Below are 15,273 nucleotides of genomic sequence, written 5' to 3'. Positions count from 1 at the left end.
GTCAGTGCGACCAGCAGAAGACCTACCGAGTAGTTAGAGGAGCCTGTGGCACGCCGACCCACACCCCCCGGAACCCCGCAACCCACCGGGATCGGACATATCGTCGATCTGGTTCGCCATGCGATTCCGCCACTTCATCCCGCCGGCCTGCCGTTCGTGCTGGCCCCGCTGGGAGTTGCAGCTCTGGGCCGCAACCGTAAGTGGGTGCGCCGAGCCGGTCTGACCACCGCCGCCGCATGCGCCACGTTCTTCCGTCACCCGCACCGGGTGCCGCCGAACCGCATCGGCGTCGTCGTCGCACCCGCCGACGGCGAGGTGGCGCTGGTCGACAACGCCGTTCCGCCGGCCGAGCTCAATCTCGGAAGCGAGCCGCGCCCGCGCGTCAGCATCTTCCTGTCGGTTCTCGACGTGCATGTCCAGCGCAGCCCTGTCGGTGGAACGGTCAAAGAGGTCGTTCACCAGGCAGGCAAGTTCCTCTCCGCAGATCTCGCCGACGCCAGCGAGGTCAACGAGCGCAACAGCATGCTCATCGAAACCGCCGACGGTCACGACGTGGCAGTTGTCCAGATCGCGGGACTGCTCGCGCGCCGCATCGTCTGCTACGCCGGTGTCGGTGACGTCCTGCCGATCGGCGACACGTACGGACTGATCCGTTTCGGCTCACGCGTCGACACGTATTTCCCCGCCGGAACCACACTCCTGGTCGAGCCGGGGCAACGCACGATCGGTGCTGAAACAGTTATCGCGCAACTGCCGTGAAGACGCCGAAGATGAAGTCAGCCGTGAAGAAGCCGGGAGCAGCCCAACCCGGCGCGAAGATGCCCAAGCGCACCCAGGCGGTGCGGTTGCTGCCGTCCGTCATCACCATCCTGGCGCTGTGCGCCGGGCTGTCCGCCGTCAAATTCGCTCTCGATGGACAACCCGGTACCTCGCTCGCGATGATCGGCGCCGCTGCCGTCCTCGATTCACTCGACGGCCGCATTGCGCGACTGCTCGACGCCACCAGCAAGATCGGCGCCGAACTCGACTCGCTGGCCGACTCCATCTCCTTCGGCGTCGCCCCGGCCCTGGTCCTGTACGTGACCTTGCTGGACGGCACCAGCATCGGCTGGATCATCGCGTTGATCTACGCGGTCAGCATCGTGTTGCGACTTGCACGTTTCAACACCCTGCTCGACGACGACGACGTCCCCGCGTACGCACGTGAGTACTTCGTCGGCGTTCCGGCTCCGGCCGGCGCACTCATCGCCCTCACTCCCCTGGCCGCGACGGCTCAGTGGGGTGACGGCTGGTGGTCTTCGCACTTCGTCGTCATCGTGTGGACGCTCTTCTCGGCTGCACTGATCGTCAGCCGCATCCCGACGCTGGCGATGAAGTCGGTATCCGTGCCGCCGCACATGGCGGCCGGCCTGCTCGTCCTGGTGACGTTGGCTGCGGCCGCACTCATCACCTACCCGTACATCCTGCTGATCGTTCTCATCGCGATCTACCTGGTGCACATCCCGTTTGCCGTGCACTCGAAGCGGTGGGTGGCAGCACGTCCCGAAACCTGGGACATCAAGCCTTCCGAACGCCGCGCGATCCGACGCCAACCCAACGTCGGTGGCCGCCGCTCGGCCGCTCGTCTCGGATTGCGGCGACCCCGCTAGTCCACGACGTACTCTCGAGAGGTGACTTCGCCGGAACTCGCCCTCACCGTTCGACTCAACACCTCTGCCGCCGACCTACGCCGCGGGGTCGTGCGCTTGCACCCCGAAGCGTTGGCGGCGTTGGGCATCCGCGAATGGGATGCCATCGCACTCATGGGAGCCCGCGGCACCGCGACCGTCGCGGGCCGTGCGCCCACCGGAACCCCGGCAGGCACGATCCTTCTCGACGACGTCACCATGTCGAACGTCGGCCTGACCGAGAACTCATCCGTCGTGGTCGGTCCGGTGACAGTGTACGGAGCGCGATCCGTCTCCGTCACCGGCTCGTCCATGGCGACAAATTCGATCAGCTCGACGGTTCTGCGACAAGCCCTTCTGGGCAAGGTCGTCAGCGTCGGCGACACGGTCTCGCTCCTCCCCCGCGATCTCGGCCCGGGTACAAGTACTTCCGAAGCCACCCAAGCACTTTCCCGCACCTTCGGCGTCGCGTGGACATCCGAACTGCTCACCGTCACGGCCGTCGAACCTGCCGGTGGTCCGGTCAGCGTCCAGCCGAATTCGGCGGTCAACTGGGGTTCCGGTTCAGCGGGTGCGCTGACACCGAGTGCGCTTGTCTCCAGTCCCGCGACAGTCGCGATCGAACCCGCGCCATCGGTCCCGCTGGATCACCTCGTCGGCGCGCAGGCGCAGGCGGCCAAGCTGACCGAGTGGCTCGGCCTGGCACTCGACGAACCAGAACTGCTCCGTACGCTCGGCGCCTCCCCGCACCTCGGCGTCCTCATCACGGGCCCCGCCGGCGTGGGCAAAGCCACGTTGGCCCGCTCGGTCCTGTCCTCGCGCAAACTGGTCGAACTCGACGGCCCGGGAGTCGGTGCCACCGAGGCGAATACCCGCCTGCAGCGAATCGTCGACGCCGTTGCTGCCGTGCGCGGCGGTGGTGTACTGCTGATCAGTGACATCGACGCTCTGCTTCCGGCCACCGCAGAACCGGTGTCCGCACTGATCCTCGAACAACTGCGCAGCGCCGTCGCCACCCCGGGCGTGGCATTCGTCGCGACCTCCGCCCATCCGGAGACCGTCGACGCGCGCCTTCGCGGCCAGGATCTCTGCGACCGGGAACTCGCACTTACCCTGCCGGACGGCGCAACTCGCAAGGCGTTGCTCGAACTCCTGCTCCGCCGCGTGCCCACCGGAACTCTCGAACTCGACGCCATCGCCTCGCGCGCACCCGGATTCGTGGTCGCCGACCTCGCGGCGCTCTGCCGTGAAGCTGCATTGCGGGCGGCGACGCGGGCCTCCAAATCCGGTGATTCTCCGGAGATCACGCAGGAAGATCTTGTCGGTGCCCTCGAAGTGATTCGGCCACTGTCTCGTTCGAGCACCGAAGAACTGTCGATCGGCAGCGTCACCCTCGACGACGTCGGCGACATGGTCGAAACCAAACAGGCGCTCACCGAAGCAGTTCTGTGGCCGCTGCAGCACCCCGACTCCTTCGCACGCCTCGGTGTCGACCCGCCTCGCGGTGTGCTCCTCTACGGCCCTCCCGGCTGCGGCAAGACGTATCTCGTTCGCGCCCTTGCCAGCTCGGGCCACCTCAGCGTTCATGCCGTGAAAGGTGCGGAGCTGATGGACAAGTGGGTCGGCGCCTCCGAAAAGGCCGTACGCGAGTTGTTCCAGCGCGCACGCGATTCGGCGCCCTCGCTGATCTTCCTCGACGAGATCGACGCCCTTGCCCCGCGTCGTGGTCAAAGCTCCGACTCCGGGGTGTCGGATCGCGTCGTGGCCGCGTTGCTGACCGAACTCGACGGCGTCGAGCCGCTACGCGACGTCGTGGTGTTGGGCGCCACCAACCGACCGGATCTGATCGACCCAGCCCTCCTGCGGCCCGGCAGACTCGAACGACTCGTATTCGTACCGCCGCCGGATGCGGAGGCTCGCAAAGCGATTCTGCGTGCTTCCGGCAAGTCGGTACCGCTCGCCGAAGATGTCGATTTGGACATTCTGGCCGTCGATCTCGAGGGATACTCGGCAGCAGACTGCTCGGCTCTCCTGCGTGAGGCTGCACTCGCCGCCATGCGTCGGAGCATGGACGCGGCCGACGTGACGGCCGCGGACGTGGCAACCGCCCGTGAGAAGGTACGTCCCTCACTCGATCCCGAGCAGGTGGCACACCTACAGGCGTACGCGGACAACCGATAAGGACTGACCATGGCTGCTGATCTGGTTCTGTACGGCGACATCGTGACCATGCACGAGGAAGCACCACGCGCCCAGGCGCTCGCCGTGACGGGCGGCCGGATCACGGCCGTCGGCGCGCGCACGGACGTCGAGGAACTGGTGGGGCCGGATACCCGCGTCGTCGACGTCGGAGGTGCCACTGTTCTGCCGGGGTTCATCGAGCCGCACGGTCACCCCCTCGAAGAAGCGATCGTGCTCGGGCCTGACGTCGTCGACATCCGGCCTGTGACGATCGCCGAGGCGGATGCCGTAGTTGCTGCCGTCGTCGACACTGTTCGTTCGCGAGGCGCTGCCGGTGCTTCTCTGAATGGTTGGGACCCGTTGCTGCAGAAGGGCCTACCCGACCCGACCATCGACTGGCTGGACTCCGTCGCGCCGGAGCACCCCCTCGTGATCATGCACAACTCGGGTCACGTCGCGTATTTCAACACGGCGGCAGCAGTGCAGGCCGGCATCACCCGCGATACCCCCGATCCGATCGGCGGATCGTACGGCCACGACGCGACGGGAGCACTCGACGGATCCGCGTACGAAATGCCTGCGGTGTTCGCAGTCGCGGGCCACGCAGTCACCATCGGTGACGACTTCCCCGCACTGGTGGCGGCCGAATGCGCCCGACTGAACGCCGCCGGAATCACCACCATCGCCGAATTGTCGTTCGACCCCAAGATGCGGCCCGCCCTGGCCGCAATAGCCGACGCCGGACTGCTCACCACCCGCCTGCGGCTCTACGAAATGTCCAACGACGCACGCACTACCGAGGCGTCGCCGGGCGACGGAAACGACCTGGTGCGCCAGATCGGCATCAAGGTCTGGTCCGACGGTTCGCCGTGGGTCGGCAACATCGCCACCAGCTTCCCGTATCTCGATACCGAAGCCACCCGCGCGCTCGGGATCGCCTGCGCACACGGGCACGCCAACTACACCGGCGAACAGATCCACGACATCAGTTCCGCCTACTTCGCCAACGGGTGGCAGATGGCATGCCACGCCCACGGCGACGACGCGATCACCATGGTTCTCGATGCGTGGGAGCAGCTACTGAAGGAGCACCCCCGGCCCGATCACCGGTTGCGTCTCGAACACGTCGGCGCGATGCGTCCGGATCAGTTCGTCCGCGCAGCGGAACTGGGCGTCACGGTCAGCATCTTCATCGACCACCTGCACTACTGGGGCGACGTTCTGGTGGATGACCTGTTCGGCCCCGAATACGGATCCGTTTGGGCCGCAGCAGGATCTGCACTCGCTGCCGGACAGCGGTTCACCTTCCACAACGACGGACCCGTCACCCCCGCCAATCCGCTACGGAATATGCAGGACGCCGTCACCAGACTTTCGCCCAGCGGCCGAGTAGTCGCGCCTCAGGAGCGGATCCCCGTGGACGCCGCCGTGCGCGCCCATACGGTCAACGCCGCATGGCAGCTGTTCAGCGAAGATCACATCGGGTCCATCTTCCCCGGTGCCTACGCGGATCTTGTTGTGCTGTCGGCGAATCCCCTCGAAGTCGAGCCGACCGAGCTGGCCGAGATCACGGTGCTCGCCACCTTCCTGGAGGGCCGGACGGTGTACGGGGATCTGAGCGCGATCGGCTGATCGGTCGCCGAACGCCGTGGACAAAGGCCGTAAACCTTCTCTGCTCGATTTCCAAGGATCGTTGCGAGAACGGAGACGGCGCAAGTGGTCTCAGGGTTCAGTGCGGATGTCGTCAATGACCTGGGCAATCGCATGTTTCGCCCAGATCGTGATCTGCTCGTTCGTGTCGCGGTAGTACGGCAAGGCAACCAATGCAATCGACAGAGCCCATGCGCGGCCACGCGTCCAAGTGTCGTCGTCCACGTCAACACGAAGCCGGAATGTATGCCGAGTGCTCGGCGTCAGCAGAGTCCATGCAATCAGGCAGTCGATTGCCGGGTCTCCGAGAGCGAGTCCACCCCAATCGATCACGGCCGAAAGGCTGCGGTCGCTCACCAGGATGTTTCCCGGGTGCAGATCCGAGTGCATCCACACCGCTGGGCCTGCGTAGTCGATGACGTGGCGCGCCTTTTCCCACGCCACCTCCGTCAGCGCTCCGTTCAGCAGGTCGCCACAGGCTGCAATACTCGCCCGAGTCGCTGAATCTCGTCGCTCAATCGGGTCGGCCCGGTAGGAATGCAGCGATCCCTGTGGGCGCAATCCGAGTGTGTCGATGCGACGTAGACTGTTGACGAGGTCTGCGAGTTGGATGGCCAGGTGGTCATCGACTATGCCGGGCACAGGGTTTCGCCCTGGCACCCACGGGTGCACCGACCATTGCCACGGGTATCCGAAGGCCGCCTCACCCACACCTACTGGAACGGGCACGGGGACCGGTAGGTACGGAGCCAGATGTGGCACCAACTGTTGCTCCTTTGTGATTCCCTCTGCCGCACCTGGGGTGCGGGGCATACGGATTACCAGCAAATCGCCTAATCTGATCATGACGTTGTCGGTGCCGATCGACTCCACTAAGCGCAACGGCAGATTGGCCCACTGTGGCATCTGACTCGAGAGCAATCGCCGCACCAACGCAACATCGATGTCTGGTTCCTCTATGTGCAACTTCCGAATCTTCATGACATGAGCAAACCACTCCCGCACATTCCGGCGATCAAGAAGTCATGAAGAAGACAACAGTCGCACAGTGCCGACAATGTCCGTCCGCATCACCGACCGCGACACATCCAGACCTCCTTCGCCGTGACTGCCGCACATCGAATGAAGATCCGAAAAGTCCCAAAAATCGTAATTGTCGAAAATTATTGCATAGGAACAGTTTTCGAGATAGAAGTCTTGTATTCGAAACTTTGTTCGATTAGAATTTGGGCATGGACAGTCGGGAAGCATGGCAGCTGGATGGCGAGGACCTCAAAGGTGAGGTTCTCGATCTGGTGCGCGCCCGACACGAGTTGCAGTCGCGGATGGTGTTGCTGATCGGGGAGATGTTTTCCCGTGAGGTTCTCGGTGGGAAGGGTTTTCGGGCGATCGCGCAGTGGTTACATGGTTCGACGAATCTGGAGATCGGTGAGTGCAGTCTGCTGGTCGGGTTGGCGCGGTTGTTGATGCTCGAACCCGTGGTGGGCGATGCGTTTCATCGCGGTGATGTGGATGCGTTGAAGGCCCGTCAGGTGGCGTCGTTTTGTCAGCATCCGCCGAAGAACATGACCCCGGCCGATGTGGACAAGGCTCGCGGGATCCTGTTGGGATTGGCGTCGAAGAACATCGCGGATTGTGATGCGGTGCGGGCGGCGATCCGGCGGATCGAGAAGCAGTACGGAAACCGTGAGGACGGTGTTCCGGTCGGGGAAGACTCTGAGCGCAATGAGTTCTATGCCTCGAAAGGCCTGTACGGGCGGGTGACGGTGAAGGGTGACTTGGATGCGGTGAACGGGGCACGGTTGATCACGTTGTTGTCGAGCCTGTCGGCTCCGACGCCGGAGAAGGACGGTGTCAAGGACTCTCGCACGCCGGCGCTACGGCGTGCGGACGGGTTCTGTGAACTACTGCGCCGGTACGAGCGGGCGGGGCTGGGTCCGATCGAGGGCGGGGTGAAACCGCACATCACGGTCACCGCCAGTGCGAAAGACATGACGGATCTCAAAGCTCTGAAAGATCTGTTGCCGTCGACCGAGGAACTCGGGTTCGCGTGGGCTGATTGGGTGGGCCCGATCAGTATCGACACCGCCCGGATGCTGGCCTGCGACTGCACCGTCACCCGGATCTTGTTGGACGAGAACGGTGTTCCGCTCGACTGCGGTAAGGAAGCGAGAACAGCGACGGTGCCGCAGCGGCGGGCGTTGGCAGTTCGAGATGGTGGGTGCGCGTTTCCGGGATGCGGGACACCGTCGGGGTGGTGCGATGCCCACCATATCGTTCATTGGAACGATGGTGGCCCAACGGATCTCGACAATCTGATCTTGTTGTGCGGTCATCATCATCGGACGCTGCACCACACCGAGTGGAGGGTGGAGATCAGTCCGGATCGGAAGTCGGTGTTCTATCCGCCGATGTCGATCGACCCGTATCAGCAGCCGATCGGCGGGAACAGCCCACCCACAGCGGCCTGAACTGAACCAACTGAAGACGCGAGCACCGAGGCACCTCCATGCCTCGGTGCTCGTGCTGTGTTCTGGCGCCTTCGCGGAGACGTAAGCCTTACCAGCGGTTCCGAACCTCCTCGGCAAATCCGAGGAGATCTCGAAGCACCACGGAGATACCGTCGTCGAGGATCACTGTGCCGGAGAACTTTCCGAACACCTGATGCTGAATCGAACGCAGCACCCCGACGTCGAAAGTCGCGGCACGATCGATGATCGGCTCGAAAGTCATCTCGAAGCGACCATCGTTGCTCGAGAAGTTCCACGGAGCGCCGTCGTACGTTCCCTGCGGGATATCGAAGTCGATACTGTCCAGTTTGTGCGCCCGTCCTCCGACAAACACGATGTTCTCGCTGGCTGCCCTGGTATCCCCGAAGCCGTACCCGATGTTGAATCCGAACCGCTCACCGTTCACCAGTCCGGATGCAGAACCCCAGTACCAGGTGTTGTCGTAAGTCCAGACTCCCCTGCCCCAATCGAGAACGCCGAATGAGTCTTCCGAGCGAAATGTGAAGTCGTCGATCCCGATTCGCACGGTCCCGGCAGCGGGCAGGCAGTTGATCTTCTGGTTGTAGTAAAACGATCGGGACGCCTTCGGAAACGGTGTGGCGATCACCATCCGGTCATCGGCAGGACTCGCCAGGAACAAATCAGCATGAAGACCTCGCCCACCGTCGAAAGCCGGGTAGTCGACGATCAGGTGGCGCCCACCGTCCACATGGCGAAACTCGAAGCGAGCTTTACCTTTCGACACCACCACATCACCGTCGTCCGCGCTTTCGGGCAGACCGAGCCTTCCCATCGGGAACGGCAGCATCACGTTTTCGGTGATCTCGTGTGGTGTTCGGAAATCGAGCCAGGAGACTCCGAGCAAGCCCATGTACCCGTTGTCGGCGACGGTCAACGCGATGCCGTAATCCGCAGTGAGAACGCAGTAGTAGTCCCACTCCTTGATCCGGAACTTGGGAGCGGTGATCGCAGAGCGTCGATACTTGCGAATTTCCGATGGGGCCCAACCCGTCTCGACCAAATGTCCGCGATCGTCGAGAAGCGGGCCGGGCGACATCAGTGTCTGCATTCTTACTTCCAGCGTCCCAAGATCTCGTTCGCACGGTTGGCCAATGCCATCTGGAAGAACGGACCGAAGCTCACACGCGCCACTCCGAGCGGCCCGAAACTTGCCGGGTCATCCTGGTCCGGAATTCCGATCGCATTGATCGGAAGTGGAAGTTCGGACGTCAGGCGGCGCTGGGTCGCGTCGTCATGCCGCCCGACGGGGTAAAGAACGTCGGCACCGGCGTCGGCTGCCAACTTCAGGCGGGCAATGGCGCGATCGACGCGATCGGACTCGTCTCCGACCTGCTTCACGAACAGGTCGGTGCGTGCGTTGACGACGACGTGAACTCCGGCGGCGTCGGCGGCCTGGCGAAGCCCACCCACGAAGTCGGCGTGCTCCTGCGCCTCACGCAAGCGTCCGCCTTCACTGTGGACGGTGTCCTCGATGTTGAGTCCGACAGCGCCGGCATCGATCAACCCGTCGATGAGAACTGCCGGCTCGAGCCCGTAACCACCCTCGATGTCCACCGAGATCGGGGCGTCGACCGCACCGGTGATCTGCTTGATCCGGTGGAGAAGCTCCTCGAAGGTGATGCCCTCGTTGTCCGGCTTGCCGATGGAATCGGAAACCGGGTGGCTGCCCACCGTCAGGGCTGCAAAACCGGCAGCCACCGCAAGATTCGCCGACCACGCGTCCCACACCGTCGGGAGAATGACCGGGTTGCCTGGCTGGTGCAACGCCAGTAGAGCAGTTGCCTTGTCGTTGATCGAAGTCATGCGGTGGCTCCTCGAGATCGTGGGGTGTACCTCTCACCTACCGACTCTAGTGAGCGACCGGGCAGCCTGTGCTCTTGTAATCGACCTGGAACTCCTTGATGCCGTTGATCCAACCCGAGCGCAGACGGCGCGGATCACCGATCTTGGTGATGTCCGGGACGTTGTCGGCAATCGCGTTGAACATCAAGTCGATCTCCATGCGAGCGAGGTTGGCACCGATGCAGAAGTGCGCGCCCGTTCCACCGAAGCCCAAGTGCGGATTGGGGTTACGAGTGATGTCGAACGTCATCGGGTTCTCGAACACGTCCTCGTCGAAGTTCGCGGAGCTGTACAGCATCACCACGCGCTGACCCTTCTTGATCGACACTCCTGCCAATTCCGTGTCCTCGAGCGCGGTGCGCTGGAATGCGGTGACGGGTGTCGCCCAACGGACGATCTCGTCGGCTGTCGTCTTGGGACGCTCCTTCTTGTACAGCTCCCACTGCTCAGGGTTGTCCAGGAACGCGATCATGCCGTGTGTGATGGCGTTGCGGGTGGTCTCGTTCCCCGCGACCGCCAGAATCAGCACGAAGAACCCGAACTCTTCCGGGCTCAAAGCGTCGCCGTCGATGTCGGCCTGGACCAGAGTCGTGACGATGTCATCTGCCGGGCAGGTACGACGCGCGTCTGCCATTTGGTACGCGTATCCGAGGACCTCGGTGGACGCGACTGCCGGATCACCTTGGTATTCCGGGTCGTCGTAGCCCATCATCTCGTTGGACCACTTGAACAGCTTGTCCCGATCGTCCTGCGGTACACCGATCAGATCCGCGATCGCCTGGAGCGGCAGCTCGCTGGCAACCTGCTTCACGAAGTCGCCCGGGCCTTCGCTCACAGCGGTGTCGACGATGCTGCGCGCACGACGATCCAATTCGTCGCGCATGCCGTTGATCGCGCGCGGCGTGAACAGCTTCGAAATCAGCTTGCGGAGCTTGGTGTGCTCCGGCGCATCCTTGTTGAGCAGAAGATGGCGGAGCATCTCGACGGCCTCGCGAGGCATGTCGTCGGCGAAACGCGCGATCGCGGTGTTCTCCCAGCTCGAGAACACATCACTGCGCTGGCTGACCTCTTTGACGTCAGCGTGACGCGAGACCACCCAGTAGCCCTCGTCCTGGAATCCGCCGACCGTCGGCGGCTGCTCACACCACCACACGGGTGCGTTGCGACGCAGTTCGGCGAACTCCTCGAAAGGGATCCGCTCCCCGAGGACAGCAGGATCGGTGACGTCGAATCCGGCCGGCAGGTCAGGTGTGCGTGTTGTGTCCGAAATGGTCATGGCGTCCTCTGATCGGTCGATTGTGCGCTACACCACAGAGTAGCTTTCACTAACGGCCTGTCAAGTGAAAGACGGCCAGTCTCGTGCAACCGTCCCGCAAGAGCCCCCGCGGCACTAGGATCCCGGTAATGACAGATACCTCCGGCAGACTGACGCTGCGAGAGAAGCAGAAGCAGCGAACCCGCGCAGACCTCGTGGATGCCGCCGGCGCGCTCTTCACCGAACGCGGATACGCGGCTGTCACCGTCGAGGACATCGCCGGCCGGGTCGGTTGCAGCCGAGCCACCTTCTACCTGCACTTCCCCGGCAAGATCGACATACTCAAGGCCCTCGGCTCGAACACTGTCGTATCCAGCACGCTCGCGATATTCCAGGATCTCGACCACGTACTCGATTCCGGTTCGCGCGAAGAATTCGCCGGCTGGATCAACCGCGCTCTCGACTGGTGCCGCGATCACCACCACATGATGCGGGCGTGGGACGAGGCCATGGTCCTCGAACCCGAATTCCGGACACTGGCACGTGAAGGCATCTCCGCGCTGCCCAACGCGATGCCGTCGTACCTCGCCCGGTGGCCGCAGAATCGACACGACGAGGCGAAGCTCCGAGTCGAACTCCTGCTCACGCAAGTCGAGCGCTTCTTCATTCGCTGGGCGGAACAGGGCGCAATCACCGCGGGTGCGGACGTCGCAGCAGACGTTCTCACCGACATCTGGTTTCCGGCACTCACGCCACCCACAACCGATGTTGCGGCGCCGCGATAGGTTGGCCCGATGCCACTCGACCTTCGAGCGATCCTCACCACCGTCGCCGCACTCTTGTCCGGGATACTCGCGGCGCTGGCCCTGACCAATCCCGTTCTTCGCGACTGGGCCATCGTGGCCTCCCCGTCGGAAGTGGATCGTTGGATCAGCAGTGGACCGACTGCCGTCGGACTCGGCGCCGTGGTTGCCGTGCTCGCGTGCGCCCTCTCTCAGCGTCGCGGTTCCCGTCGGGCAGCCTGGATCGCGATCGCCGTCGGCGTCGCCGTCATCGCGATCGTTCGGGCAGTCGTACCCGAGGTCGCGTCGCTGGACCTGCTGATTGCCTTGATCATCGTCAAAAGTGTTGCAGCCGGCGCGATTCTGGGTTGCGCAGTTGCCGTCAGTTGGGATCGCACTGCCACGAAGAACGCCGTACTCCTCGGTGTGCTTGCCACCTTCCTGGCGGTTCGCACCTTCGCCGGTGGAACAGGCCGGATGAGTACGTCTTCGGTGGGTGAGCCGTCGTGGTGGCTGATCGGTGCCGCAGCCGCAGCAGCGGTCGCCTGCGCAGTCACCGCACAGGCCGGCTTCCGGATCCGGAAACCCGACACGGGCGAAATTCGCATCGCATTGGTGGTGATCGCAGCGCTGGCAATCGGGCATCGCGTGATCGGCGCCGTGGTCGACCGCCAGCAGTACGCATCCGAGGCAACCGCCTGGTTCGTCATGGTTTTGGCGGCAGGCGCTGCGCTCGCGTTGACGTGGATCGCTGCGTACCGTCTCGGCGACACCTCCGGTGCTGGTGGCAAGTTCCTCTGGGCGGCAACCGCACTGGCCGCTGCGTCCGCTCCGTTGTTCGTCGACATCGCGAAGGGATCCGGTCACTGGGGTCAGCTGAAGTCCCCCTGGGTGATGGTGCTTTTCGCGGCCCTTCCGGTCGCCGTCGGATTGCGACTGCACAAGCGAGTTCCTCGGCTCGTGGCCATCGTCGTCCTGGTTGCGGTTCCGCTGTCGGAACTACTGCCCTTCGATTCCGCGCACGGAACATGGTCAATCGCACTGAAGATCGCCGCACTGGGCCTCGCTGCCGGATTGCTGTTCGGTTCCCTGGCTCCCGGCAGCCTGGTCGACGCCACGCTCGGACTCGCGATTCCCTTTGCCGCGATGACCTTCTCGTCGATCGCCATCCTCACCGATCAACTCTCTTTCCTACCGATGATGACGTCGATATACATCCAAGGCCAACTCGACATCGATGCGGTCCCTCCTCACGGCGACGGAGGACTATTCGGACGCGGCGTCGGCATCACCGTCGACTACGTCACCGCTCAGACCGTTGGCGCGGCGGTTCTGTTCACCCTGATCATCGGCTTCTGCGGCGCGGCGATCCTCCGACGAGCCCACCCTCCCGTCGACACTGCGGAATCTCGGATCGAACCGGAGCCAGTCGACTGACACACCGTCACCGGACTGAGACCTGCTATTGCGGTGCAACTGGTACCGGATTGACTATTTTGGAGCAGTGCCCATCGCCCGCAGGACGCTGCTCGTCGCTCTGAGTGGTGTGACGGCATTCGTCGTCACCGTCGTCGCTTTGGCACCGTTCGTGAACAGCCAGTCGACGTCGATTTCGACGGGCGATCGCTTCTGGTCGATCTCGACCATCGGCGCCGGCGTTCTGGCTGTGGTCGCGGTCGGGACAGCCGCGATGATGGCCCGCTGCCGGTTGCGGACCGCGGCCATGACGGTCGTCGGTGGGCTCCTCCTCGAACTGCCCGGGCTCTACGATCACAACTTCGAGGCACTCTCGCCCGTCGGTGCGGGAGTCGCCGTCGGCGCGGTCACGGTTGCCGCCGCTCCGCGGGTCCGAGCCGCTTCGGTCGCGGGAACGATTGTCGCCGTGCATGTCTCGGATTCCTTGCTCGACGAGGACGCAATTCCTCGGCGATACGCGGACTACATCGCCGACAACACAAACCAGTTTCAACCACCCGTAGTGGGAGCGACACTGCTCGCGCTTGCATTGGCAGCCGCCTGCGTCGCCGCGTTCTGGTTCCACGACTTCGACAAGGACCACCCCAAGGAACGGATGGCCGTTCGGCCCGTGACGATCGCGGCGGTGCTCACGCTCTTCGGCGTCGCGGCGAATTGGTGGTTCGAGATCAGCACAGTCTCAGCAGCGGTACCCCTCCTGCTCGTCGCGCTGGTGATCACGGTGATCTGCGCGCGGGTGTTGGGCGACGGCAGTCGAATCCTGCTGATGTGTACCGCAGCCGTCGCAACTCTGGCGGCGGTGTCGGCGAACCGTCCCGCAACCGAGGCGATGGAGTGGTCGAAGACCCCCGCCTCCACCGCCGTCGTGATCGGAGTCGTCATCGTCGCCGCGGCAGCAATCGGCGCGATCGCTCCCTCGCGGGTCGTCGGCTACGGATTGCTCCTGACGGTGACGGTCGCCGGGATCGTCAGCTACGCCACGTCGCCGTCGCCGAAGATCGGTGACGTTCTCACGATCAGCGATCTTCTTGTCGCCTTCACTGCAGCGGTAGTCACGTATGCGATCGCCAGCGCGATGTACCGAGAGCCACCGCGGACCGGAGCGTCGCGAGCCCTTGTCGGACTGGGTGTCATCTTCGGCCCGACGGCGCTGGCACTGCTCGTCTACCCGCAGTTCGACTACGGATGGACGGCGTACACCCCGCTGGACGAGAACAAGCCTTTCAACGGCATCACGACGGTCGGTCCGTTCGAAATCTCGACCGACATCCTGATACTCGACGCCGTGGCGCTGATCATCGTGGCCGTCTGCGCCTACACGAGTCTGCGCCTGGGCCGGATCAGTCGGTCCGTTCCTCCGCCGATCAGTCGATCAGATCCATCGACGCCAGACGATGGAACACTTTGAGCGATCCCGGCGCCACCTCGTCCATCGCCGCGTATTCGGAGAGCGTGAAGTAGCGGAACTCGGCGATCTCACTTGTCGGGTGCGGGTCTCCGGCCATCTCCGCCAGATAGCAGCTCATGTGCAGGCCGGTGTCCGCGGAATGACCGAAGGCGTGAGCCTCGAAAACGTCGAGGAACGTGACCGTTCCGTCGACCAGATCGACGTCGAGTTCCTCCCTGATTTCTCGGTGCAGCGCCTGCTCGGGCGTCTCGCCCGGGTCGATCTTCCCGCCGGCCATGTAGAACGCGGTCTTGCCCACGGAGCGGGTCTGGATCAGCTTGCGATCGCGAATGTGCGCAAGGGCAGCGGTACGGATGATCGTGGTGGGAGTAGACGAATTCACGTCGTCCAACCTACGTGTATCAGCGAGCGCCGATGATGTCCGAATCGACTCGCTGCACATCGAAACTGCCACGCCCGGTAATATGTACGCAAAGACAAC

The 15,273-nt window shown here is 63.7% G+C and carries 13 protein-coding genes; 8 read left to right on the top strand and 5 right to left on the bottom strand.

The annotated features are described in order from the left end of the window. Positions 1 to 45: 45 nt before the first annotated feature. Genes DBV08_RS14660 through DBV08_RS14645 form a run of 4 tightly spaced genes read left to right on the top strand, consistent with a single transcriptional unit; the run spans position 46 to position 5,480 of the window. Positions 46 to 759, top strand: coding sequence for a phosphatidylserine decarboxylase (locus DBV08_RS14660; protein WP_003941540.1), 714 nt, complete (start codon positions 46 to 48; stop codon positions 757 to 759). 59 nt (positions 760 to 818) lie between these two features. Continuing rightward, on the top strand, positions 819 to 1,649 hold the full coding sequence (locus tag DBV08_RS14655) for a phosphatidylcholine/phosphatidylserine synthase (protein WP_029254795.1): 831 nt from the start codon (positions 819 to 821) through the stop codon (positions 1,647 to 1,649). 21 nt (positions 1,650 to 1,670) lie between these two features. Then, positions 1,671 to 3,848, top strand: coding sequence for an AAA family ATPase (locus DBV08_RS14650; RefSeq protein WP_124567876.1), 2,178 nt, complete (start codon positions 1,671 to 1,673; stop codon positions 3,846 to 3,848). Positions 3,849 to 3,857: 9 nt separating this feature from the next. Next, positions 3,858 to 5,480 (top strand): amidohydrolase, encoded by a 1,623-nt coding sequence (locus DBV08_RS14645; RefSeq protein ID WP_124567875.1) that lies wholly within the window; start codon positions 3,858 to 3,860, stop codon positions 5,478 to 5,480. A gap of 90 nt (positions 5,481 to 5,570) precedes the next feature. Here DBV08_RS14645 and DBV08_RS14640 read toward each other — a convergent pair whose 3' ends face one another. Continuing rightward, complete coding sequence (locus tag DBV08_RS14640) at positions 5,571 to 6,479, bottom strand: aminoglycoside phosphotransferase family protein (RefSeq protein ID WP_221621597.1); 909 nt, start codon at positions 6,477 to 6,479, stop codon at positions 5,571 to 5,573. A gap of 251 nt (positions 6,480 to 6,730) precedes the next feature. Here DBV08_RS14640 and DBV08_RS14635 point away from each other — a divergent pair, with 251 nt between their 5' ends. Next, positions 6,731 to 7,969, top strand: coding sequence for an HNH endonuclease signature motif containing protein (locus DBV08_RS14635; protein ID WP_124567874.1), 1,239 nt, complete (start codon positions 6,731 to 6,733; stop codon positions 7,967 to 7,969). An 88-nt stretch (positions 7,970 to 8,057) separates the two neighbouring features. Here DBV08_RS14635 and DBV08_RS14630 read toward each other — a convergent pair whose 3' ends face one another. The 3 genes from DBV08_RS14630 to DBV08_RS14620 are packed head-to-tail and all read right to left on the bottom strand — an operon-like array spanning position 8,058 to position 11,147. Beyond that, entirely contained in the window at positions 8,058 to 9,077 is a 1,020-nt protein-coding gene (locus DBV08_RS14630; RefSeq protein WP_124567873.1) for a DUF2804 domain-containing protein, read from the bottom strand. Between the two features lie 2 nt (positions 9,078 to 9,079). Continuing rightward, complete coding sequence (locus DBV08_RS14625; protein ID WP_124567872.1) at positions 9,080 to 9,832, bottom strand: isocitrate lyase/phosphoenolpyruvate mutase family protein; 753 nt, start codon at positions 9,830 to 9,832, stop codon at positions 9,080 to 9,082. Positions 9,833 to 9,878: 46 nt separating this feature from the next. Continuing rightward, the gene (locus DBV08_RS14620) at positions 9,879 to 11,147 is read right to left on the bottom strand and encodes a cytochrome P450 (RefSeq protein WP_095970450.1); all 1,269 of its coding nucleotides are present in this window, start codon (positions 11,145 to 11,147) and stop codon (positions 9,879 to 9,881) included. 128 nt (positions 11,148 to 11,275) lie between these two features. Here DBV08_RS14620 and DBV08_RS14615 point away from each other — a divergent pair, with 128 nt between their 5' ends. The 3 genes from DBV08_RS14615 to DBV08_RS14600 all read left to right on the top strand — a co-directional run bounded on the left by DBV08_RS14615 (position 11,276) and on the right by DBV08_RS14600 (position 14,792). After that, positions 11,276 to 11,911, top strand: coding sequence for a TetR/AcrR family transcriptional regulator (locus tag DBV08_RS14615; RefSeq protein ID WP_003945046.1), 636 nt, complete (start codon positions 11,276 to 11,278; stop codon positions 11,909 to 11,911). Positions 11,912 to 11,920: 9 nt separating this feature from the next. After that, positions 11,921 to 13,345, top strand: a complete 1,425-nt coding sequence (locus DBV08_RS14610; RefSeq protein ID WP_124567871.1) for a hypothetical protein — start codon at positions 11,921 to 11,923, stop codon at positions 13,343 to 13,345. Between the two features lie 67 nt (positions 13,346 to 13,412). Continuing rightward, positions 13,413 to 14,792, top strand: coding sequence for a hypothetical protein (locus tag DBV08_RS14600; protein ID WP_260395594.1), 1,380 nt, complete (start codon positions 13,413 to 13,415; stop codon positions 14,790 to 14,792). Here the strand turns inward: DBV08_RS14600 and DBV08_RS14595 are convergent. Next, the gene (locus DBV08_RS14595) at positions 14,749 to 15,174 is read right to left on the bottom strand and encodes an NUDIX domain-containing protein (protein WP_095970494.1); all 426 of its coding nucleotides are present in this window, start codon (positions 15,172 to 15,174) and stop codon (positions 14,749 to 14,751) included. The two genes, DBV08_RS14600 and DBV08_RS14595, sit on opposite strands and share 44 nt — an antisense overlap. Positions 15,175 to 15,273: the final 99 nt, after the last annotated feature.

Origin of the sequence: Rhodococcus sp. KBW08, assembly GCF_003852455.1 — a bacterium.
Classification (GTDB): domain Bacteria; phylum Actinomycetota; class Actinomycetes; order Mycobacteriales; family Mycobacteriaceae; genus Rhodococcus_F; species Rhodococcus_F baikonurensis.
This window is presented reverse-complemented; position numbering and strand designations above follow the sequence as displayed.